23 protein-coding genes are annotated in these 19,779 nt (G+C 46.7%); 7 read left to right on the top strand and 16 right to left on the bottom strand.

What is annotated here, in order from left to right; translation table 11 throughout:
• A partial coding sequence (mnmG, locus tag Q0C19_RS00925; RefSeq protein WP_295051834.1) for a tRNA uridine-5-carboxymethylaminomethyl(34) synthesis enzyme MnmG occupies positions 1-1,316 on the bottom strand: 1,316 nt, incomplete at its 3' end.
• Positions 1,317-1,435: 119 nt separating this feature from the next.
• Here mnmG and Q0C19_RS00920 point away from each other — a divergent pair.
• The 4 genes from Q0C19_RS00920 (at position 1,436) to Q0C19_RS00905 (ending at position 3,388) form a co-directional block, all read left to right on the top strand.
• Positions 1,436-1,633, top strand: a complete 198-nt coding sequence (locus tag Q0C19_RS00920; protein WP_295051832.1) for a hypothetical protein — start codon at positions 1,436-1,438, stop codon at positions 1,631-1,633.
• Positions 1,634-1,678: 45 nt separating this feature from the next.
• Positions 1,679-2,362 carry a tetratricopeptide repeat protein gene (locus Q0C19_RS00915; RefSeq protein ID WP_295051829.1) on the top strand — a complete coding sequence of 228 codons (684 nt, stop codon included), beginning with the start codon at positions 1,679-1,681 and terminating at the stop codon, positions 2,360-2,362.
• A 12-nt stretch (positions 2,363-2,374) separates the two neighbouring features.
• On the top strand, positions 2,375-2,989 hold the full coding sequence (locus Q0C19_RS00910) for a riboflavin synthase (protein WP_295051826.1): 615 nt from the start codon (positions 2,375-2,377) through the stop codon (positions 2,987-2,989).
• An 87-nt stretch (positions 2,990-3,076) separates the two neighbouring features.
• Positions 3,077-3,388, top strand: coding sequence for a hypothetical protein (locus Q0C19_RS00905; RefSeq protein WP_295051823.1), 312 nt, complete (start codon positions 3,077-3,079; stop codon positions 3,386-3,388).
• Here Q0C19_RS00905 and Q0C19_RS00900 read toward each other — a convergent pair.
• From Q0C19_RS00900 to luxS, 4 genes are read right to left on the bottom strand one after another with little or no spacing between them, the layout of a single operon-like run.
• Positions 3,363-4,109 carry an MnmC family methyltransferase gene (locus Q0C19_RS00900; RefSeq protein ID WP_295051819.1) on the bottom strand — a complete coding sequence of 249 codons (747 nt, stop codon included), beginning with the start codon at positions 4,107-4,109 and terminating at the stop codon, positions 3,363-3,365. The genes Q0C19_RS00905 and Q0C19_RS00900 overlap by 26 nt on opposite strands.
• Positions 4,106-4,591: a hypothetical protein gene (locus Q0C19_RS00895; RefSeq protein WP_295051817.1), complete on the bottom strand. Its 486-nt coding sequence runs from the start codon at positions 4,589-4,591 to the stop codon at positions 4,106-4,108. Before Q0C19_RS00895 ends, Q0C19_RS00900 begins: the two co-directional genes overlap by 4 nt.
• On the bottom strand, positions 4,588-4,890 hold the full coding sequence (locus Q0C19_RS00890) for a hypothetical protein (RefSeq protein ID WP_295051816.1): 303 nt from the start codon (positions 4,888-4,890) through the stop codon (positions 4,588-4,590). The genes Q0C19_RS00895 and Q0C19_RS00890 overlap by 4 nt, the downstream gene beginning before the upstream one ends.
• Entirely contained in the window at positions 4,890-5,396 is a 507-nt protein-coding gene (gene luxS, locus Q0C19_RS00885) for an S-ribosylhomocysteine lyase (RefSeq protein WP_295051814.1), read from the bottom strand. Before luxS ends, Q0C19_RS00890 begins: the two co-directional genes overlap by 1 nt.
• 96 nt (positions 5,397-5,492) lie before the next feature.
• Here luxS and Q0C19_RS00880 point away from each other — a divergent pair, with 96 nt between their 5' ends.
• The gene (locus Q0C19_RS00880) at positions 5,493-6,665 is read left to right on the top strand and encodes a class II aldolase/adducin family protein (RefSeq protein ID WP_295051812.1); all 1,173 of its coding nucleotides are present in this window, start codon (positions 5,493-5,495) and stop codon (positions 6,663-6,665) included.
• Between the two features lie 11 nt (positions 6,666-6,676).
• Positions 6,677-6,982 (top strand): putative quinol monooxygenase, encoded by a 306-nt coding sequence (locus Q0C19_RS00875; RefSeq protein ID WP_294894739.1) that lies wholly within the window; start codon positions 6,677-6,679, stop codon positions 6,980-6,982.
• Here the strand turns inward: Q0C19_RS00875 and lsrK are convergent.
• The 10 genes from lsrK to Q0C19_RS00825 all read right to left on the bottom strand — a co-directional run bounded on the left by lsrK (position 6,979) and on the right by Q0C19_RS00825 (position 16,566).
• On the bottom strand, positions 6,979-8,511 hold the full coding sequence (lsrK, locus tag Q0C19_RS00870) for an autoinducer-2 kinase (protein ID WP_295051810.1): 1,533 nt from the start codon (positions 8,509-8,511) through the stop codon (positions 6,979-6,981). The genes Q0C19_RS00875 and lsrK overlap by 4 nt on opposite strands.
• Positions 8,508-8,702 carry a hypothetical protein gene (locus Q0C19_RS00865; protein WP_295051807.1) on the bottom strand — a complete coding sequence of 65 codons (195 nt, stop codon included), beginning with the start codon at positions 8,700-8,702 and terminating at the stop codon, positions 8,508-8,510. The genes lsrK and Q0C19_RS00865 overlap by 4 nt, the downstream gene beginning before the upstream one ends.
• Before the next feature lie 119 nt (positions 8,703-8,821).
• Complete coding sequence (locus Q0C19_RS00860; protein WP_295051804.1) at positions 8,822-9,778, bottom strand: thiamine pyrophosphate-dependent enzyme; 957 nt, start codon at positions 9,776-9,778, stop codon at positions 8,822-8,824.
• A 9-nt stretch (positions 9,779-9,787) separates the two neighbouring features.
• Positions 9,788-11,008, bottom strand: coding sequence for a 2-oxoacid:ferredoxin oxidoreductase subunit alpha (locus tag Q0C19_RS00855; RefSeq protein WP_295051802.1), 1,221 nt, complete (start codon positions 11,006-11,008; stop codon positions 9,788-9,790).
• Complete coding sequence (locus tag Q0C19_RS00850; RefSeq protein ID WP_295051837.1) at positions 11,008-11,424, bottom strand: 4Fe-4S dicluster-binding protein; 417 nt, start codon at positions 11,422-11,424, stop codon at positions 11,008-11,010. Before Q0C19_RS00850 ends, Q0C19_RS00855 begins: the two co-directional genes overlap by 1 nt.
• 10 nt (positions 11,425-11,434) lie before the next feature.
• Positions 11,435-11,992, bottom strand: a complete 558-nt coding sequence (locus tag Q0C19_RS00845; RefSeq protein ID WP_295051800.1) for a pyruvate flavodoxin oxidoreductase subunit gamma — start codon at positions 11,990-11,992, stop codon at positions 11,435-11,437.
• 122 nt (positions 11,993-12,114) lie between these two features.
• On the bottom strand, positions 12,115-12,759 hold the full coding sequence (locus Q0C19_RS00840; protein WP_295051798.1) for an HAD family hydrolase: 645 nt from the start codon (positions 12,757-12,759) through the stop codon (positions 12,115-12,117).
• The gene (locus tag Q0C19_RS00835) at positions 12,756-14,255 is read right to left on the bottom strand and encodes a peptide-binding protein (protein ID WP_295051795.1); all 1,500 of its coding nucleotides are present in this window, start codon (positions 14,253-14,255) and stop codon (positions 12,756-12,758) included. Before Q0C19_RS00835 ends, Q0C19_RS00840 begins: the two co-directional genes overlap by 4 nt.
• Before the next feature lie 33 nt (positions 14,256-14,288).
• Complete coding sequence (locus Q0C19_RS00830; protein WP_295051793.1) at positions 14,289-14,981, bottom strand: phosphatase PAP2 family protein; 693 nt, start codon at positions 14,979-14,981, stop codon at positions 14,289-14,291.
• Positions 14,968-16,566, bottom strand: coding sequence for a phosphoethanolamine--lipid A transferase (locus Q0C19_RS00825; RefSeq protein ID WP_295051791.1), 1,599 nt, complete (start codon positions 16,564-16,566; stop codon positions 14,968-14,970). Before Q0C19_RS00825 ends, Q0C19_RS00830 begins: the two co-directional genes overlap by 14 nt.
• Before the next feature lie 119 nt (positions 16,567-16,685).
• On the opposite strand from Q0C19_RS00825, the gene Q0C19_RS00820 reads away from it, so the two are divergent.
• Positions 16,686-18,590: an LTA synthase family protein gene (locus Q0C19_RS00820; RefSeq protein ID WP_295051789.1), complete on the top strand. Its 1,905-nt coding sequence runs from the start codon at positions 16,686-16,688 to the stop codon at positions 18,588-18,590.
• A gap of 12 nt (positions 18,591-18,602) precedes the next feature.
• Here the strand turns inward: Q0C19_RS00820 and Q0C19_RS00815 are convergent, their stop codons facing one another.
• The gene (locus tag Q0C19_RS00815; RefSeq protein WP_295051786.1) at positions 18,603-19,718 is read right to left on the bottom strand and encodes a methyl-accepting chemotaxis protein; all 1,116 of its coding nucleotides are present in this window, start codon (positions 19,716-19,718) and stop codon (positions 18,603-18,605) included.
• Positions 19,719-19,779: the final 61 nt, after the last annotated feature.

Below are 19,779 nucleotides of genomic sequence, written 5' to 3'. Positions count from 1 at the left end.
CGAAGCAGCAAGCGGTATTCGGCACGGGAAGTAAACATACGGTACGGCTCTTTCGTCCCTTTGGTCACCAAATCGTCGATCAAAACGCCGATATAGGCTTCATCACGGCGCAAGATGAGGGGCTCTTTCCCTTGCAGTGAGAGTGCGGCATTAATCCCCGCCATCATCCCCTGAGCGGCAGCCTCTTCGTACCCCGTCGTCCCGTTGAGCTGTCCCGCACAATAGAGATTTTTGACCTTTTTGGTCTCAAGCGTATGTTTCAGTTCGGTCGGATCGACGTAATCGTACTCGATAGCGTAGCCGTAACGGACGATTTTTGCATTCTCCATCCCGTGCACCGAGTGGATCATAGCGCGTTGAACATCCGGCGGAAGCGACGTAGACATCCCGTTGATATAACACTCGGTATTCTCCGCGCTCTGCGGCTCAACAAAGAGGTGATGACGCTCTTTGTCTCGAAAACGGTTGATCTTATCTTCGATACTCGGGCAATAGCGCGGCCCTATCCCCTCAATCTGTCCTGTAAAAAGGGGAGCTCGATGAAAATTTCCCTCGATCAGGCTATGGGTCTCTTCATTCGTATAGGCGATGAAGCAGGGAAGCTGCTTTTTCGTCCGGGCAAATTCGACTCGATCGGTACGGAAGCTAAACGGTGCGGGGAGTTCATCTCCGTCTTGGATCTCCATCACCGAAAAATCGATCGAAGAGCTATCCACACGTGGACACGTTCCCGTTTTAAGCCGTCCGACATTCAACCCCGCCTCACGAAGCGAATCGGTAAGCCCTTTGGCGGGGAACTCACCGAAACGACCCGATTCCTGGGTAATCTCACCGATATGAACGACGCCGTTGAGAAAGGTCCCCGTTGTAAGAATAACCCGCTTGGCATGATATTCGTTTAACAGATGGGTACGGACACCGACAACGGTATTGTCTTCGATAATAAGGGAATTGACCGTCTCTTGAATCAACGACATATTGGGAGTCGTCAGGATTTTATTGCGGGCGATCACACGGTAGCGATCCATGTCAATCTGCGCACGGCTTCCGCGCACGGCGGGGCCTTTGGTGATATTGAGGATACGAAACTGGATACCCGCTTCGTCGGTCAGCAACCCCATCTCACCGCCGAGAGCATCGAGCTCACGCACCAAATGCCCTTTTGCCAGTCCGCCGACGGCAGGATTACAGCTTGTCGCACCTACTTGTTCGGCTAATATAGAGACGAGCAGCGTATTCTGACCCATTCGAGCGGAAGCAAGTGCGGCTTCGATCCCGGCGTGTCCTCCGCCGACAACGATAACGTCATAGTTCATTATTACTTCTTTTTACGTAAATTATTAATGCAATTATAGCTTCCCTTGTTGAAAGCTATAAAAACTCCAAGGCAAAATCTTTTATAATTAAGAAAATATTTTGATGACAGGTGACATAGATGGATGCCGCAAACACCAAAACATTAGAAGAGCTTCTCAAAAACTACACGCCCGAACCTCTCGAATACGATCCCGAGATCGACGGGGGGGATGAGTTTTTGATCCGAGATCAGCTCCTTGAAGAGAAAGAGCGTCTTAAAGACGTTGTAACCAAACTTAAAGAAAAACAGCGAGAGACCAGAAAAGTACGCCGTTAAGAGCGCCTTGCTATAATCAGCCGAAAAAAACCGAGGTTACCGTATATGTTGCAAGATGCATTTGACGCTTTTAATGCCAAACACTATGAAGAGGCATTCAAACTCTTTGAAACCCTCTCTTTGCAAAACAACCCGACAGCCCTCTCTTCCTTGGGCTATATGTACCAAAAAGGGCTTGGGGTTGAGAGTTCAGTAGAACGCTCATTCCATCTGTATTCCCAAGCTGCCGAGCTAAACGAACCTGCCGCGATTTATAATCTTGCCCTGATGTATGCCGACGGCGTTGTCGTGCCGAGCGATCAATTTAAATCTTACGAGTTGTTACTCCGTGCCGCTGTATTGGAATTTCCCCAAGCGCAATTTGAAGTGGCATTATCTCTTGAGCGGGGAGTGGGATGTCTCCAGAATTTCTCCGAAGCGGCGTTTTGGTACGAAGAGGCGGCAAAACGGGGAAATCCCAATGCCTTTAACAACCTCGGCGTCCTCTACAAAGAGGGGCACGGCGTACCGCAAGACTACGCTAGAGCCTTTATCTGTTTTTCCCGTGCCGCCAACATGAACCTCTCCGAGGGGCAATACAATCTGGGATTGATGTACGATCAGGGGCTCGGATGCGAGATGAATAATGATACGGCGCTGGAGTGGTGCCGCAAAGCAGCGCATAACGGTCACGAAAAAGCGAAAAGTATTATCAGATCGCTGCAAGAAGAGGGTAAAATTGTATTTTAACAAAGGGGCTCTATGTTTACGGGATTGATTCGAGAAATGGCACATGTCAAAAGCTTTGGGGGAAACCGTCTTGTACTTAAAGCACAACACAAACCGAAACTCGGTGACTCCGTCGCTATCAACGGCACCTGCCTCTCCGTTGTCAGTGTTGAAAGTGACGGCTTCAGTGTCGAACTCTCTCCCGAAACACTCAACCATATCGCGACCGAAAAACTAAGCGGCCAAGTGCACATCGAACCTGCCATGATGATGGGGGATCGGTTCGAGGGGCACATCGTCCAGGGGCATATCGACACCATCGGCACCATCCGTTCCATCACCGACAACGGCAACAGCTATGATGTGATCGTCGATGTGGAGCGCGCGTTCATCCCCCTCATCCCACCCAAAGGTTCCATCACGATTGATGGGATCAGTCTCACCGTCAACGAAGTTATGGGCGATGCGTTTCGCCTTACCATCATCCCGATCACAATGCGAGAAACGCTCTTCGGTACCTACAAAAAGGGGACTCGGGTCAATATCGAAACTGACGTATTCGCCCGCTATATGCGCCATATTCTTACCTCATCGACCAAAAAAGAGCTCAGTTGGAATGATATCGACCATATCAGCGCATTGTATTAAGAACGCCAAAGGAATACACAATCCCTTTGACTACGCTAGCCGCTATGGCACTGAAGCTTGCCTAATACGAGGCAAAAAAGGAAAATATTGAAAACGATTGAACTCATTATGATGGTTGCCTTTATCGGCGGATTGGCCATCTCACTGTACAAGGTCTATCTATTTCTCCCCCAAAAGCCTCTAGCCGATGATGACACGACCCCCGAATCGGTCGCCCTATTGGAGCGGATTATGGTCGAATGCAACAATACACATGCCCACCTAGACGAAGAATCTCTGTTTCAATTGATGAGTGCACATCACGATTTTGACCCGAAACATTTCTGGCGCTTCAATGAAAATCGTCTCCGCCACCTCATCGAACATTATCGTCTTAAAGAGCCGAATTTTCGTCTCTAAGACTTTGGGCATTGGGATTGCACCCCATCTTATGCTCCATATCGACTTTCTTATAATCCTCTAAATCTCTACGTGAAGCAATCGTCGCATTGCGGTACCCCTCACCCGTGTTCAGGTAGACATTTAATCCGTTTTCATACAGAGCCAACCGCGTGGCGAGCGCCGTCGAATAGGTCGTCACAATGCCCTCTTCACCCATCAACCGCGCGATATCGGCGAAGTATTCTCTCGTCCAAAGTAGCGGATTGACCGAGGGGCTGAACGCGTCTTGATAACAGATATCCCATTCCCCCTCCAACATTCTAATCGCTTTGCGCGCATCAGTAATCTCAACGGTAATTTGGGTTCGTTCATCCTCATAACCGCCGAGCGTTGCAATGTCGGTGATGACATTTCGATACGGCTCAAAGATTTCGGGATAGGGGAAATCGACAAGTGATGCGACCAGATCGCCGTCAAGTTCGGGTGAGTAGATTTCGAGCGTCGTATCGGGGTAATAGGTATCACGGTAATAGAGGCTGAGGAGGGTATTAAATCCCAACCCGAAACAGATATCGATGAGGCGAAGGTGATCTTTCTTGCTGTGGAGTTTAAAAGCGGGTTCGATGTGTTTTTTGAGCGATTCATTGAGGGCGCCGTCTTTGGTCGAATGATAGTGTTCGTCGTATTCACTGCTGTACGCCGTATAACTTCCGTCCTCGCTTTGTACCCATTCTATCATAGCCCATTTCCCCACATATGCATCTTCTTCGCTACTATCACATCGTATCCCTCTATCAACTCATGAATCGTATTCGCCGCACGAAACTCCGCTTTCTCCAATAAAGTCTCGATATCCGATGTCTCCATCACCCCGCATTTTTGGACAATGATAACCTCAGCGGAGTTTTCGAGTGATCGGTAGATGAGCTGTAACAGTTTCAGAGGTAGGGAATGGAGATGCAAAACATCTTGAAGGATGATCGTCTCATAATCACGGGTAGCGGAACGAATCGGGGAGTTAAAATCTTTGATCGTATCGACTTTAGTGATGAGAGAGGATGAGGACTCCGAATGCGCTCCAGGATAGAGGGAAAGATCGACCGTCGCATTAAACGGTTCCAAATAGGTGCAAATGTCTTTGACAAGGGTATCAGAATGAGAGGTTGCCACCAGAATTTTCATCTGAGGCGAAGGGTGCAAAAGATCGCAGAAAGAACTCATAGTGCCAAGTCGTGCAGTTCTCTGAATAAATAGGCTTCGACGATATCGTCGACACTACGCTGCGTATGTGCCACCAACACCATCATCTGATTATCGATGAACTCCATGACGGGTTCATAGTTGTTGGTAACGATAACCGCATCCAACCAACCCTCGATTTCGGAACGATCCGTATAGAAATTAATCTCGACGACACGCCCCTCTTCGACTTCGACGGTTGCCCAATGTGTTGCGGTTAGAATACCCGTGAGTTCAGACTCCTGGGCATCATCCCCGTCCATCGGCAACAAAAGCTTCATTATTGCTCTACCTTTGCAAGGTCAAGCGCTAATGCTTCGTTATCCATGATGTCGATATCTTTGCGGAGCACTTCGGTCGCAATCGCTTTCGCATCTTCGAGGGAGTGCATTTTGTACGTTCCGCATTGATAGATGTTGAGTTCAGGGATATCGTTTTGGCTTTTTACTTCGAGGATATCTTTCATAGATGCTTCCCAAGCCTCGGCAACGATCTCTTCGCTCGGCGTCCCGATCACAGACATATAAAATCCGGTACGGCATCCCATAGGAGAGATATCGATGATCTCCGTGCTTCCTGAGTTGAGATGATCGCGCATAAATCCGGCAAACAGATGTTCCAAGGTATGGATACCCTCAGGAGAGAGTGTCTTTTCATTCGGTTTTACAAAACGTAAATCAAAAACGGTGATATCGTCTCCCTTAGGGGTTTTCATCCCCTTTGCTTTGCGAACGGCGGGAGCGGGCATAATGGTGTGGTCTACGCAAAAACTATCGAGTAACGGCATGAAAATCCTTCAATTTTTATATTTAATAGGAGCAATATTAGCATATTTCATCCTTGCATCGCTATAATTTGATCACTAATAGAAGGATCTAACATTATGACAAGTCTCTTTGACGACGCAGTTGCTGCACAATACCGAAACGACCCTCTGGGGATGAGGGTATACACCTCTCAGCTTTTAGGTCAAAGCAAGGAGCTCGTTCTCCACGGCGGCGGGAACACTTCGGTAAAAATCGATAACACCCTCTACGTCAAGGGGAGCGGCTGGAATCTTGATACGATCGAAAAACCGGGGTTTTCTCCCGTAAACCTCGATGTCCTTCTGGAAATGGCAACACGGGAGACTCTCAGCGATACCCAAATGGTAGCCGAGCAGCGTGCCGCCATGTCGGATCAAAGTTTCCCGAATCCCTCCATTGAGGCGATCCTCCATGCCATAATCCCCTATGATTATGTCGATCACACCCATGCCGATGCGGTCGTCACCCTCACCAATACCCCGAATGGCAAAGCGTTGGTTCAAAAGCTCTACGGGGAAAACATGCTCATCATCGATTATGTAATGCCCGGATTTGAGCTGGCAAAACATATCTATGAGATGACCCGTAATATCGATTGGAACAGCCTCACGGGGATGATTCTGATGCACCACGGCGTCTTTACGTTTGATAACGATGCACAGCGCGCCTATGAGAAGATGATTGAACTCGTCACCGTCGCCGAAGCGTATCTGGCTGAACACGTCACATTGGCGTGCGGTGATTGTGAAGGAAAAGGTGACCCCTCTGTGGCCCCCGCCGTCGGTGCAGAGGTATCCAAAGTTCGCGGTGGTGAGGTATTTCCGCTTCTCATCGATTCACCGCGTGCCCAACTTTTCAGTATCCTCCCCAATCTCGAATCGCTCGTCAAAAGAGGGGGATTGACTCCCGAGCACGTTATTCGAATCAAACCGTTTCCTGCAATTATCGACAATGATATCGCATCAGGAATTGCCGAGTTTGCAAAGGATTATAAAAGCTATTTTGACGCCAACGCTTCGCTTGAGCATATCTGCCTCGATCTTGCCCCTCGCTACGCGGTGATTAAAGGGGTCGGAATCGTAGTACTCGGAAAAGATGAAAAAGAGTCCCGGATCATCGGCGACATCGTCAAGCACACAATTACCGCTATCCTCTCTGCTGAACAGCTCGGCGGATGGGGATCACTCACATTGGCTCAGATGTTCGAAATGGAATACTGGGAACTCGAACAAGCTAAACTCAAAAAATAAGGAATACATAGATGAAAATTACAAAAAAAGTGACCTTTATCGCCAAAGAGGAACATATCGCAACGGTCAAAAAACTCTTAGAGGATATGGTGGCTCCCTCACTCAAAGAGCCGGGATGCCTCTATTACTATATCTTTCAGTCTCGTGATAATCCACGTAAATTCTTCGCCGTTGAGTCGTGGGCAGATGATGCGTCATTAGAGGGACATAAGCACACGGAACACTATGCCTACTACAAATCACACTATGAACCGTTTGTGGATGATAAATACACCGAAGAGTTAGACCTTCTCGACGAGAAAGCTTACGGTTTCTAAATTCCGGGAGCCTTCCACATCGGCTCCAAAATACCTTCTTTGACTAGTTCCATCTGCTTGGAGTAGACTTTGAGCCATTTCTCTTTTATCTCTTTATACTGTGTATGATTTGACCTGTTCGGCTCATAGGTCCGTTCCATCTTAACGATAGCACTTCCCGCCTCTTCAAAACTTTTATAATCACCCGAACCGATCCCGCACGCCATGGCTACACCCAAGGCCGTTGCCTCTTTAACCACGGGGACATTTACCGCCAAACCCGTCACATCGGCGAGTATCTGAGACCATAATGCTCCGTTGGAAGCTCCGCTCGCAAAGGTAATGGAATCAGGAGATACGCCGCTAAACGCTTTGATGTTCTCCAAATTAATCGCACTCACGATACATGCGTTCTCTTCGAGGGCACGAAACATGGATGCGACGTTGTATTTAGACTCGTCCAGCCCCAAACCGATAAATGAGGGGGAGGCATGTATCCACTCACCGTAGTTCATCCTATCACTAAAGATGGGGGTAATTCCATATGAGCCTAGAGGTACATCTTTAGCCATTGCTTCAAGTTCCGCATAGCTTTTCCCGCACCCAAGTGTGTTACGAAACCAACGCATCACCAATCCCGTAAAAAAGGTGATCCCCTCCGCCTGAGACATACCGCTAACTACATGAGGATTGACCCGTAATAGCATCTCATTCGAGAGTATCGCATCACTAGGGATATTCACGACCTGCTGCCAAAAGCTCCCGCCTAGTACGACCGCATCGCCGAATTTCGATGCTCCTAGACCCGCCGTACCGATTTGAACGTCGCCCCCTCCCATCACCACGAGGGTATCACGACTTAATCCCGTCTCACGAGAGGCTTCTGCACTGAGATGACCTAACACCTCTCCGCTCTCTCGTATCGGAACAAAGAGATCTTTAAGTCCGCATTTTTGAAACTCGCTCTTATCCCAAGTACGACTTTTAAGACTAAAAGCTCCTGCCGTCCCCGCATTGGAAGGCTCAGACGCTAACTCTCCGCTGAGTTTAAAAAGAACCCAATCACTAATCATCGTGAAGTAGCATGCCTTTTCGTAGAGAGAGGGGCGATTATTTTTCAGCCACAGAAGCCTCGGAGCGGCAGAGAGAGCAAACGTTTGTCCGCTAATCGCGTAACGCTCCGCTTCCAGGGAGGGAAATGTTTTTTTAAGATAGGAAACTTCCTCACCCGATCGGCCATCGACATTGGCTACACCCCAAAGCTCACCCTTTTCGCCATCATAAACGACAATCCCCTCGCGCATACTTGATGCCGATACCGCCACAATGTCGGCAGGATTGATTCCGGATAGGGCGATGGATTCTCGGATACACCGCTTGGCAAGTTCCCACCCGCGCACAAAATCAAATCCCATCGATCCCGCAACGCCCGCTTCGGCAATATGTTCCCACTCGTATTGGGAAATAGCGATTTGATTTCCTATGGTATCGAAGATAATGGCACGGATACTTCCCGTCCCTGCATCCAGTACAAGAAAGTAACGATTCACCGTAACTCTTTCATGTTTAAAAAGAGCTCCATGGGAAGACGCTTTTCTATAATTCCCTCAACAGGGCGTATATCAACATTGCAAATCGATCCCTTCAGCTCTTCCGCAAGTTTAAGCAGTTCTTCTTTGCTCTCACGCTTTGCAATGCCGCGTGCAGAACATCCAGAATTATTTAAATGATTATAAGTCATACGATACATGATTCAATCCAAAATAGTTATTTTGGTATAAGAAGCAAAGAGAGTTCCAATAGTATAAAAAAAGATTATTTGAAAAGAATAAAGAGGGAAAAAAGGGAAAGCAGGTGTCCTTAGACACTTGCCTCTTCGCGACGTTGGAGATATTCCCATTTTGCATCGATACGTGTTTGCCACTCATCGATAAGATACTCGTTTTGCTTGGTGAAAAGGTGTTTGAAACGCCCTTGTGCACCTAGGTAATCACGTACCGGAATAATATTTTTCGGACGGTATGTAATGTTTAATTGCGTACCGTCAATGATTTCATACAATGGGAAAACCAATGAATCGGTTGCCAAATCAGAAATCGAAATGGTATCTTCCGGAGCAAATTTCCACTCGGTCGTACACGCTGACATCGCATTGATATAAACGGGGCCTTCCGCCGCAAAACCTTTTTGGATTTTTGCCACCATGTCTTTCCATTTATTCGGAGCAACTTGGGCTACGTACGGAGCACCGTGTGCCGCCATAATCGCCATCATATCTTTTTTGTTACGTTTTTCACCGTAACTGATACGACCTGCAGGAGTCGTCGTCGCCGATGCACCGATCGGGGTAGAGCTTGAACGCTGTCCGCCGGTATTGGCATAGACTTCGTTATCCAAACAAACGTACATCATGTTATGTCCGCGCTCGAAACAGCCTGAAATCCATTGGAAACCGATATCGTAAGTCGCTCCGTCACCGCCGAACGCAACGAATTTAGGGGTACGATCCGGTTGTTTCAAACGCCCTTTGGTTTTAAGCGCTTTGTACATCGCCTCAGCTCCCGCTACCGCAGACGAGCCGTTTTCAAATCCGATATGAATCCATGATGCATCCCAAGAAGTATACGGATAAACCGCCGTACACACTTCCAAACATCCGGTTGACGCCGCAAGGATCAAATCGTCATTCGTAGCGTTCAAAACTTCACGAACGATAATCGAGTGGGCACAGCCCGGGCAAAGAAGGTTAGCCCCTTCAAAGCGATCCGCCGAAGTGGAAAAATCTTTGAGGTTTTTAATTTTTTTAATTTCTGACATAAGGGCTCCTTAGAAAAAAGAGAGTTTCGGTCCGCGAAGACCGATATACTGCTGCAATGGAGTTGTCGGTTTACCCGCATCCGCATTTGCTTTAAGTTCTGTAAAGATACTCACTAAATGTGCTTTGGTCAAGTCACGTCCGCCCAATCCGTAGATATAGTTCGTCAACACTGCTTTGGTATCAGTATTGAACAATGAGCCAGCTACTTCGTTATACAGCGCACCCATAGCACCGTGCGGGCTTGAGCGATCCAACAGACCGACAGCTTTTACATTTTTCAATACCGCTGCGATTTGCTCCAGCGGCCACGGTCTAAACACACGGATACCGACAACACCCGCTTTAACGCCGTTAGCACGCATCTCTTCAGCCACTTCTCGCGCCGTTTCAACCGATGTTCCCATACAAATGACCGCTACTTCCGCATCATCCATACTATACGATTCAACGATATTGTATTTTCGTCCGGTCAATTTTTCAAACTCGTCAAATGCCGCTTCGATTTTCGGGATTACCGCTGTCATAAGAGCATGCTGCTGGCGTGCTTTATGTTCAAAATGCCAATCTTCTTCCGTTTGAACGCCGTGAGTTACCGGATGATCCAAATCGAGCATATCATTCATCGGTTTATACTCACCGACAAAGTTGAATGCCGCTTCATCACTTAGGGTGTGAACCCCTTGCGCTGTGTGTGACGTCATAAACCCGTCTTGGTTAACGATTGCCGGCAAACGGACATCGTGATCTTCAGAGACTTTGAAAGCAATGAAATTCAAATCGTATGCCTCTTGCGGAGAGTATGCACCGAACTGAATCCAGCCGCTGTCGCGTCCCATGTACATATCAGAGTGGTCACCGTTAACGTTAAGCGGCGCACCGATAGCACGGTTTACAAGATTGAGAACGATCGGTAAACGCATTCCCGACGCCGAATAAAGGGTTTCCAACATCAAGGCAAAACCTTGTGAACTGGTAGCCGTTGCAACCCGTCCGCCGGCAGCTGCCGCACCGATACAACAAGACATTGCACCGTGTTCGGATTCGGTCATAACGAATTCGCCGTCCACATAGCCGTTTGCTTTGAAACCTGCATATCCTTCAACGATAGGGGTAGATGGGGTAATCGGATAAGCCGCAACAACATCCACCTGTACTTGACGAAGCGCGTGGCTTGCCGCCATATTACCGTCCCATACCTCGATATCGCGTAGTTCGATTGTATCAGCCATTAGTCTTCCTTTGGTTCTTCTGATTGGTCTTTTTTCTCTTTTTTAGGCCACTCTGCAAGTGCCGCTTCTTCATCTTTTTGTTCCGGGAACATCAAAAGAGATTTCGGATTGGTCGGACACACCTGCACACAAATCCCGCACCCTTTACAGTGGTCGAAATCGATTCCGACCATCTTTTTGTCGCGTGAAATAATCGACATATCCGGGCAATATATCCAGCAAAACTGACAGTCAATGCAGTAGTCTTTGTTGAACAAAGGCTTCTCGATGCGCCAGTCCGCTACACTTGCCGTAAATGAGCTTGATTGTGAATAAGGGCGATTTTCGGGGAGTGTCGTTGCAATATCTTGTACCGCGCCATCAAACGTTCGGAGCATGGCACCGATTTCGAACCCATCCCATCCTTTTTTTTCCATCATGTGCTCCTTACTTCACTTCATCATACGCGCGTTGAATCGCGATCATGTTGGCATCGATAATTTTTTGGGGAAGTTTTTTAAGAACTTTAAACATACTCTCTTTGAAAAACTCGATATCATACATATCCGATACTTTCATCAAAGCGCCCAACATCGGGGTATTCGGAATCGCTTTTCCGATCGTTTCTTGTGCGATTTTAATACAGTCTACCGTGTAAACTTTTTTCCCTGCGAGTTTTGGCTGAGATGCAATCAACTCTTCAGTGCTCATGTGGGTCGTAACGATATAAATAGTGTTATCTTTTTCGTTTGCCGTAATGTCTGCGACGTATACCAATGCCGGGTCAATAACCAAAACATAGTCAGGTCTCATAAATTTTTCGTGGTTCATAACCACTTTATCGTCAACACGGTTATACGCTGTCATAGCAGCTCCGCGCTTGGCTGAACCGTAAAATGCAAATGCCTGAACATGCTTACCGGTGGTTGATACAACATCGGCAAGACCTTTTGCACCGGTTACGGCACCTTGTCCGGCTCGACTATGCCATCGAATCTCTAGCATGAATTCTCCCTCTGACTTAAGTTTAAGTTGAATTTTATCAATACGTGTATTCTATGAAAGTTGCTCTTAAATGTAGCTTTTCACCATTTTAGAGACTGAAATCCAAAGAAAAAATGTTACTTTCATCCCCGTTTTGCGATATAGCGTACCGCTTCAAGGACATTGGGTTTTATAATATCTGTTAATGTTAGCAATTGTTCTTGATTATCATATCCGGACGTTACCGCTACCCATTCAATCCCTGCGTTCTTCGCCGCCTCAATGTCGAGCCGTGTATCCCCGATCATCCACGCTGTACTTTTTTCTCCGCTCATTTTCTCCAGTGCCGTCCATATCGGTTCAGGATGAGGCTTTGGATTTTCCACATGCTCCCGTCCGACCAGTACCTCGAAATAGTGCATCAAATCAAAGTGCTCCATCAACTCCTGCGAATAAAGCCCCGTTTTAGTAGTCACAATCCCTAATCGGGCAAACATTGAGGCTTCCCGAACCGCTTCAATCGCTTGGGGCAAGAGGATCGTTTTTTGTCGCGAGATTTCACGATAATAGAGCTTATAAGCTGCCACATGGGCATCTATCATAGCGTTCTCAACCCCTACTTCCGCAAACATCACTTCCAATGGGTGCCCGATCTGCGACGTAATCATCGTATCATTAACATCGGTTTTCCCGCCATGGAGATGCAAAGAGTGGTGAAAACTCTCCAAAATCGCTTCCGTCGAATCGATCAGCGTCCCGTCCAAATCAAACAATATAATTTTATTCATTTTTTTTCCCAATCAATATAATCTTCCCAAATGCCGTTAATGGTAGGCTTTATCCCACTAATACGGCGGCTGTAAACGTTTATTTCATTCGGAATCACTAAAAAAAGATAAGGATTGTCCCCGACGATGCGCTCAAATATTTGACGCTGCAATGCAGCTATCGCTTCAGGATCGGTGGAACTTTCCATCCGTTCGATCAGTTTGTCCGTATCCGCCGAATGATATCCGACCAGGTTAAATCCCCCCGGAACGTCACTCTCCGAATGCCAAAGTGCATACGGATCGGGGGTCAGGGAGAGCGACCACCCCAGCAGCACCGTATCAAATTTTCTCGGAGCGACAACGGTGTTCAAAAATGCCTGCCACTCCATCACCCGAAGCGTTACTTTAACCCCAATCTCCAGAAGCTGTCTCTGCATTATTTCTGCCGCATACGGACGGATCGCATTGGAGTTCGAAGTAGCAATCTCAAACTGCAGCGGATGGGCGCTATCATACCCGGCCGCTTTAAGAAGCGCTTTTGCCTGAACAAGGTTGCGCTTCGGTGCTTTTAGCGCTTCATTGAACCCTTTGCTCCCGGGCAAAAAAGGGCCCGTACAGACATTGCCGTGCTTTAAAAATAAGATGTCAATCAATTTTTGGCGGTCAATTGCCAATGACAGAGCCTGACGAACACGGGGATCTTGAAATTTTTTAAGCCGTAAATTGAACCCCAGATAGGTATAACTGTGCGAGGGGAGTTCCAATGTGGCAAAACTTTGCTGAAATCCTTTCTCCAACTGCCGTTCAACCTGCATCGGCTCGAGGGCGTCCAGATCGATTTGACCCGATTTCAGCATTAAAAATCGGGTCATCGGATCGCTGATAACATGAAAAACGATTTTTTCGATCTTCGGTTTATGCTCATAATAATTCGGATTCGCTTCCAAAACAATCTGTTTGGAAAACTCTAACTCTTTGAGGATATAAGGGCCCGTCCCGATGGGGTGAGTATTGAATTTTGAACTCATAATATCTTTATCATGAACGAGCACATGACGCGGAACGATCCCCATCATCCATACTTCCAGCGCTTTAAAATAGGGTTTTTCATAGGTTACGCGGAGGGTGTAATCATCAATCATGTGAACACTTTTAATCACCCGAAAATCAGAAGCATAGGGGGTAATGGTTTGGGGAGATTTGATGAGATCGTAGGTAAATAGGACATCAGCCGCAGTGAAAGGTTTCCCGTCATGCCACTTCACGCCGCGACGAAGTTTAAACTCTATGACGGTGGGGGTAACGAAACGGTACGATTGCGCCAAATCACCGATAATTTTCTGACCGCTCTCATCGTATTTGACAAGAGAGTTAAATAAAAACCCGGAAATGGACGAACTCGCCGAATCGGTAGCGATCAGGGGATTAAGCCGTGCGGGGTTGGAGGAGGCACTCAGATGAAGGGTCGAAGCGATCAACCAGACACTCTGTAAAAGAAGTACTAAAAGTTTCAATCTCAGCCCGTTTTTTGATGAGATTATACCATTTTACAGGGTGATGATCCCCTTTCGTTCCAGGCGGCTTACGATGACAACGATAACGGAAATAATGAGCCATGCCATAATCATCGTAATGGTTGTGTGGCTGAGGAAATGGTCTCCGATCAGCATCTTATACGTCCCCATGCTCCATCCCAAAACCATGACACCGCTCACGGCAATTATTTTTGCTCTGCGTTTATGAAACAGATAATAAAGGGACAAAAGTGCAAATCCGCCGCTTGCATGACCTGCCGGCCAACATTTTATTTTTTTTTGGTTGCAAAAAGTGCTTGGATACTTTTCCCATACACAGGTATGGGGGTAAAGCCCTCCGTAAATCGCCAAATTTTTAGGACAGGGGATATTGGTGGTCGCTTTCAAACTCCCCACAATGACCGGAACAAAAATAGAGGAGAGGAGAACAATCACCAGACCTCTGCGATATTTGCTTAAAAACGGTTTTTTCCACCAGAGAATCAATCCGATCAAAACAAGCACATTGAGGATAATAATAAGCCGCTTAACACCGTCATAAAAAATAAAATTTAAAACGGGATCTTCGCGGTCCAAAATCCATTGATGACTCACGGGATTATAAAAATGGTTTTGAATCCAGATATCGGTTCCGCTCACACCGAAAAAGAGTATTGCGGCGATGAGGGCTACCGCACTCATCCACGTATGTTTAGCGACCGACATGGAGTAAATCGAGTCTCGGTTGATAAATAGTCGTATTGACGTCCAAATACCCCAAAAGAGTATGAAAAAGGGAATCTTGGGTTTGAGGTTCTTTAGCTGAATCGGCCATTTTGGCTTTATCAATTTTAAATTGTTTACCGAACCACATCACGGCCGGAACATGCTTTTGCGCTTCGGGAGCGATAGCGTAGGGAAATCCGTGCAGATAGAGACCGTTTTCCCCCAGTGATTCGCCATGGTCACTCAAATAAAACATCCCCGTAGCAAAACGTTCATCATTCCCTTTGAGGAGAGCGATAACCTGCGTTAAAAAAGTATCGGTATAGAGAATCGTATTGTCATACGCGTTGGTGATCTCCTCTTTGGAGCATTGCTCAAGCTGATTGGTTTTGCATACCGGCGTGTATTTCTCGAACGGCTTGGTATACCGTTTATAGTAGGCCGGACCGTGGTTCCCCATCTGATGCAAAACGATCAGAATATCCCCTTTTGGATGGGTATTGATATACTCCTGCAAACCGACCAGCATCCCCTCGTCACGACACTCTTCATCGCAGATCGTATTGACTTTCGGACTTTGATAATCTTCATAACTCACCCGGTCCGCCACCCCTTTTGAATCGGAGTTGTTGTCACGCCAAAGGATATTGACACCGGCGCGTTTGAGAACGTCCAAAACATTTTCCGTATGTTTCGCTTTCTCTTTGTCGTACCCCTCACGTCCGAACGAAGAGAACATGCACGGCACCGATACCGCCGTCTCCGTCCCGCTCGACGTAAACTGTGTATAGTTGATAATGTCCTCTTTTCGGAGCAACGGCGTCGTATCACGAGAGTATCCGTTCAAACCGAAATGATCCCATCGCACCGCCTCACCGACAACCAAAACAATCAATTTGCGCGGCTGATTGCCGGAGATGATTTTCGCATCCTCCCCTATCGGAGCGATACCCGAATAAGGGTGTGAAAATGTCTCTTGGGCATAATGGCCGACGGAGTAAAGATAATACGCCGGATTGGCATAATAACGGAGCGGTTTATGCTCTCGGAAAAAAGAGGTGTAATATTTGCTGAATGAAAAAATAATCACAACGGCAACCGCCAATGCAATCCCAATCACTTTGGCTTTATCCACAAGGGTCTCTGTCAATGTCATCGATACGATTTTCAACCGATAGACGATCACCGAGGGGATAACCCCCAGTAACACGAAATAGAGCACCTGTTTAAAACTCAATAAATCGACCGATTCTTTGATATTGGTCTCTAAAAGATTTTGGATCATGTGCGAATCGATCACGACATCGTACGCATCCATGAAATAGGCGACCATCGAAGTGACCAGCAATACGGTTATCAGTATAGGTTTCAGAGTATAGCGTCCGCTTAACAAGCTCAAAAGGATCACCGTCACACTGAAAAGGACAATTCCCAAAGAGATAACAAAAAAGAGGTTCCCGCCGGCTAAGGGATATATTGCGCCGACATGTTTAAAAAATGCTCCGTTCGCAAAAACAACCAATAATAATGCAACAACGATTACCGCTGTACGAGCCTTGATAGGCTTTGATAAAGAAAATATCACCCTGTCCCCGTCTAAATTAGATACGGAATTATAATCTTTAAACACCTAATGAGACGTAAACATTTTTTATTATCCATTCGTATTCTATAATTCCGGATCATTATTAGGATAAACACTACATGTTACGAGAACTCTTTAAAATTTATCTCCTCTTTATCGTCCTTTTTTTTCTGGGCCGACTCGGGCTTTACGCTCTTTACTTTGATCGTTTAGGCGATATTACGTTTGCCCAGTCACTTTTATCCTTTCTTTACGGATTGAAACTCGACACAATGACCGCTTCGATTTTACTGATCATTCCGGCACTCCTCCTTGCGATCACTCCGCAAGTACTCGCACGTTATACGGAACGCTTTATTAACGGCTATGTTCTCTTTTTTCTACTGATAGCTCTCTATGTCGAAAATGCCACATTTCCGTTTGTTGCCCAATACGATGTCCGTCCAAACTACCTTTTCATCGAATATCTTAAATATCCCAAAGAGGTCACCTCCATGATCCTCAAAGAGTACCCGCTGCAGCTTGCCGTCGCAATGGGTATGCTCCTTGTAGCGGCATGGGGCTATCTCCGTTTCTCTCCGCTGCGTCTTGCCGAAGCGATCCGTACCCCTCTATGGAAACGGACGCTTCTGTTTCCGATCGTTGCCGCTCTTTTATTTATCGGTATCCGTTCGTCGTTCGGTCATCGCCCCGCCAATATCTCCGATGCCCTGTACAGTACTAACCGAATGGCCAACGAGATCGCTAAAAATTCTCTCTACAGCATCGGGAATGCTTTTTACAGTTACACCAAAGAGGGAGATCTTATAAAACCTTATGGCAAGAAAATGGCGTTGAGCGAAGCCTATACGCGCGTGGGCGACAAACTGAACCTTAAAGGGGGAGGAGAATTCCCGTTTAATCGCCTAGAACCGACCCATTTCCCATCCGAAAAACCTAAAAATCTTGTCATCTTTATCCAAGAGTCGATGGGATCGCAATTCGTTGGATTCAGCGGAGGGGACGCTACGATTACCCCCAATATGGAAAAACTCTCCCATGAGGGGATCGCGTTTACCAATCTCTTCAGCAACGGTACCCGTTCCATTCGCGGACTCTCGGCAATAACATCCGGTTGGCTTCCTCTTGCCGGCGAAGAGGTGGTCAAGCGGAACAAATCGCAAAGTGATTTTTTCACCGTTGCCTCGCTCCTTAAGCCACTCGGGTACAAATCGACCTTCATTTACGGAGGAGAAGGACGTTTTGACAATATGCGCAGCTGGTATATGGGGAACGGTTTTGATGAAGTGATCGAACAAAAAGATTACACGAACCCGAGCTTCGTCAGTACGTGGGGGGTCAGCGATGAGGATTTGGTTGTTAAAGCCAATGAAAAGTTCAAGGAACACACGGCAAAAGGGGAAAAATTTGTCAGTGTTATCTTCTCATCTTCCAATCACTCACCTTTCGAATTGCCGGAGGGAAAAATAGATTTTATCCCCGGGAAACCGAAAAAAGGGGTTGAAAATGCAGTCAAGTATGCCGATTTCGCGATCGGACGCCTTTTTGAACTGGCCAAAAAAGAGTCCTACTATAAAGACACCGTTTTTGTCGTCGTTGCCGATCATAATATCCGTGTTTACGGAGACGATTTGGTCCCGGTGAATATGTTCCATATTCCTGCTTTGATAATTTCCGATGGGGTAAAACCGCAAAAGTTCGACGCGCTAAGCACCCAACCCGATGTGTTAGCCACAGCCCTCGATTTGATCGGGGCCAATCTTACCTACCCCGTTTTAGGTCACTCTATCTACAGCGATGCAAAACGTGAAGTTTCCCTCATGCTTTTCAACGATACGTTTGCATTGCGCGACCATAACAAAGTTGCCGTTATTCAACCGAACAAAGAGCCGCTCACGTTTACCTATGAGAAAGAGCATCTCCATACTGCTCCTCATGATAAAGAACTTGAACGGGATGCTTTCGCTTTTGTAACGGTAATGGATGATATGTATAATAAAAAGCTTTATCGCACCAAACACTGACCGAGCACTCGATTAGTGTCTTGCTCGGCTTTGTCGCTCTTCCATTAACATCGCACCTAAGGTTTGAATCACCTCTTGACTGGCCGATTCAGCATTAGCAAAATGTTTGCGGATATTTGCCGACTCTTGAACACATGTATTGGAAGTGACACAATTTATAGCGGCTAAAATATTATCATGTACCGATTTGTGCGGTGTTTCCAATTTTTTGAAGCTTGCCGTTGAACCGAAAATTTCAGCCCCTTTGCCCCCCTCAGCCCATTTACCCAGACGGCAATGGTGATGATCGGCAAACTCTCCCTCAACTTTGAGACTAAAGACGCTTTTGTACCCTTTGGATTTAAACAACAGGTGATCCAGTTTAACAAGAACCATAAAAACAGAATAAAGGACATCGGTAGAGTCGTTATGAATTGTCCCTGTTCGATTTCCAAGGTCGAGCAATGTTGAGCGAAACCGCTCCAATTTTTCATTCGATACCGATGAAATACTCTCCATTGTACTGGAACGCTCATAGATTTCTACCGCATTTTGCTTTAGACTTTGAACACTCATAGCCACCTCTTGAGTCGCTTTTTGAGTGCGTTCCGCCAGTTTTCGCACTTCATCGGCGACGACGGCGAACCCGCGGCCGTGCTCGCCCGCACGTGCCGCTTCAATAGCCGCATTCAGCGCAAGCAGATTGGTTTGATCGGAGATGTCTTTAATCAGATTAATCACCTGAGAAATCGATCCCACACTATCATTGAGTTGAGAAACCGAACCGTAGTTTTCGGTAATGTTTCCGATTAACTCCTCTTGCGTTTGAAGAAGAGCACCGATTTCATCGTTAATCTCTTGCGCATTGGAATGGTTGTCTTTGTTTAGAACTTCAATCTCTTCAAGCTCTTTAACGTTATCGGCAAGGTCTTTTTGCAGGATCGACAAATCGCGTTGGCACGCATTCGTCAACTCGTCCGTCAAATGACGAATAAGCACGGACATTACCGCACTCTCGCTGTAACGGCTGTTTTCTTCTTTCAGCCTCTCTACCTCGTATCGCAGATGCTCATTTTCTCTTTCATACTCTGCTATTTTTGCATTGAGAGGTTCTACGTCAATACGCTGCTGACCGCTTCCAAAAAACATTGGCAAATTCCTTATATTAAAAACACGGATGATTCTAGTGGTTAGTATATAAGCAATGGCT

The organism is Sulfuricurvum sp. (genome assembly GCF_023250475.1).
Lineage (GTDB): Bacteria > Campylobacterota > Campylobacteria > Campylobacterales > Sulfurimonadaceae > Sulfuricurvum.
This window is presented reverse-complemented; position numbering and strand designations above follow the sequence as displayed.

Bases quoted from the DNA above. Each gene is read 5' to 3' on its own strand.
- Q0C19_RS00920 (WP_295051832.1), top strand. From the start codon at position 1,436: ATGGATGCCGCAAACACCAAAACATTAGAAGAGCTTCTCAAAAACTAC.
- Q0C19_RS00915 (WP_295051829.1), top strand. From the start codon at position 1,679: ATGTTGCAAGATGCATTTGACGCTTTTAATGCCAAACACTATGAAGAG.
- Q0C19_RS00910 (WP_295051826.1), top strand. From the start codon at position 2,375: ATGTTTACGGGATTGATTCGAGAAATGGCACATGTCAAAAGCTTTGGG.
- Q0C19_RS00900 (WP_295051819.1), bottom strand. From the start codon at position 4,109: ATGATAGAATGGGTACAAAGCGAGGACGGAAGTTATACGGCGTACAGC.
- Q0C19_RS00895 (WP_295051817.1), bottom strand. From the start codon at position 4,591: ATGAGTTCTTTCTGCGATCTTTTGCACCCTTCGCCTCAGATGAAAATT.
- Q0C19_RS00890 (WP_295051816.1), bottom strand. From the start codon at position 4,890: ATGAAGCTTTTGTTGCCGATGGACGGGGATGATGCCCAGGAGTCTGAA.
- luxS (WP_295051814.1), bottom strand. From the start codon at position 5,396: ATGCCGTTACTCGATAGTTTTTGCGTAGACCACACCATTATGCCCGCT.
- Q0C19_RS00880 (WP_295051812.1), top strand. From the start codon at position 5,493: ATGACAAGTCTCTTTGACGACGCAGTTGCTGCACAATACCGAAACGAC.
- Q0C19_RS00875 (WP_294894739.1), top strand. From the start codon at position 6,677: ATGAAAATTACAAAAAAAGTGACCTTTATCGCCAAAGAGGAACATATC.
- Q0C19_RS00865 (WP_295051807.1), bottom strand. From the start codon at position 8,702: ATGACTTATAATCATTTAAATAATTCTGGATGTTCTGCACGCGGCATT.
- Q0C19_RS00860 (WP_295051804.1), bottom strand. From the start codon at position 9,778: ATGTCAGAAATTAAAAAAATTAAAAACCTCAAAGATTTTTCCACTTCG.
- Q0C19_RS00855 (WP_295051802.1), bottom strand. From the start codon at position 11,008: ATGGCTGATACAATCGAACTACGCGATATCGAGGTATGGGACGGTAAT.
- Q0C19_RS00850 (WP_295051837.1), bottom strand. From the start codon at position 11,424: ATGGAAAAAAAAGGATGGGATGGGTTCGAAATCGGTGCCATGCTCCGA.
- Q0C19_RS00845 (WP_295051800.1), bottom strand. From the start codon at position 11,992: ATGCTAGAGATTCGATGGCATAGTCGAGCCGGACAAGGTGCCGTAACC.
- Q0C19_RS00840 (WP_295051798.1), bottom strand. From the start codon at position 12,759: ATGAATAAAATTATATTGTTTGATTTGGACGGGACGCTGATCGATTCG.
- Q0C19_RS00830 (WP_295051793.1), bottom strand. From the start codon at position 14,981: ATGTCGGTCGCTAAACATACGTGGATGAGTGCGGTAGCCCTCATCGCC.
- Q0C19_RS00820 (WP_295051789.1), top strand. From the start codon at position 16,686: ATGTTACGAGAACTCTTTAAAATTTATCTCCTCTTTATCGTCCTTTTT.
- Q0C19_RS00815 (WP_295051786.1), bottom strand. From the start codon at position 19,718: ATGTTTTTTGGAAGCGGTCAGCAGCGTATTGACGTAGAACCTCTCAAT.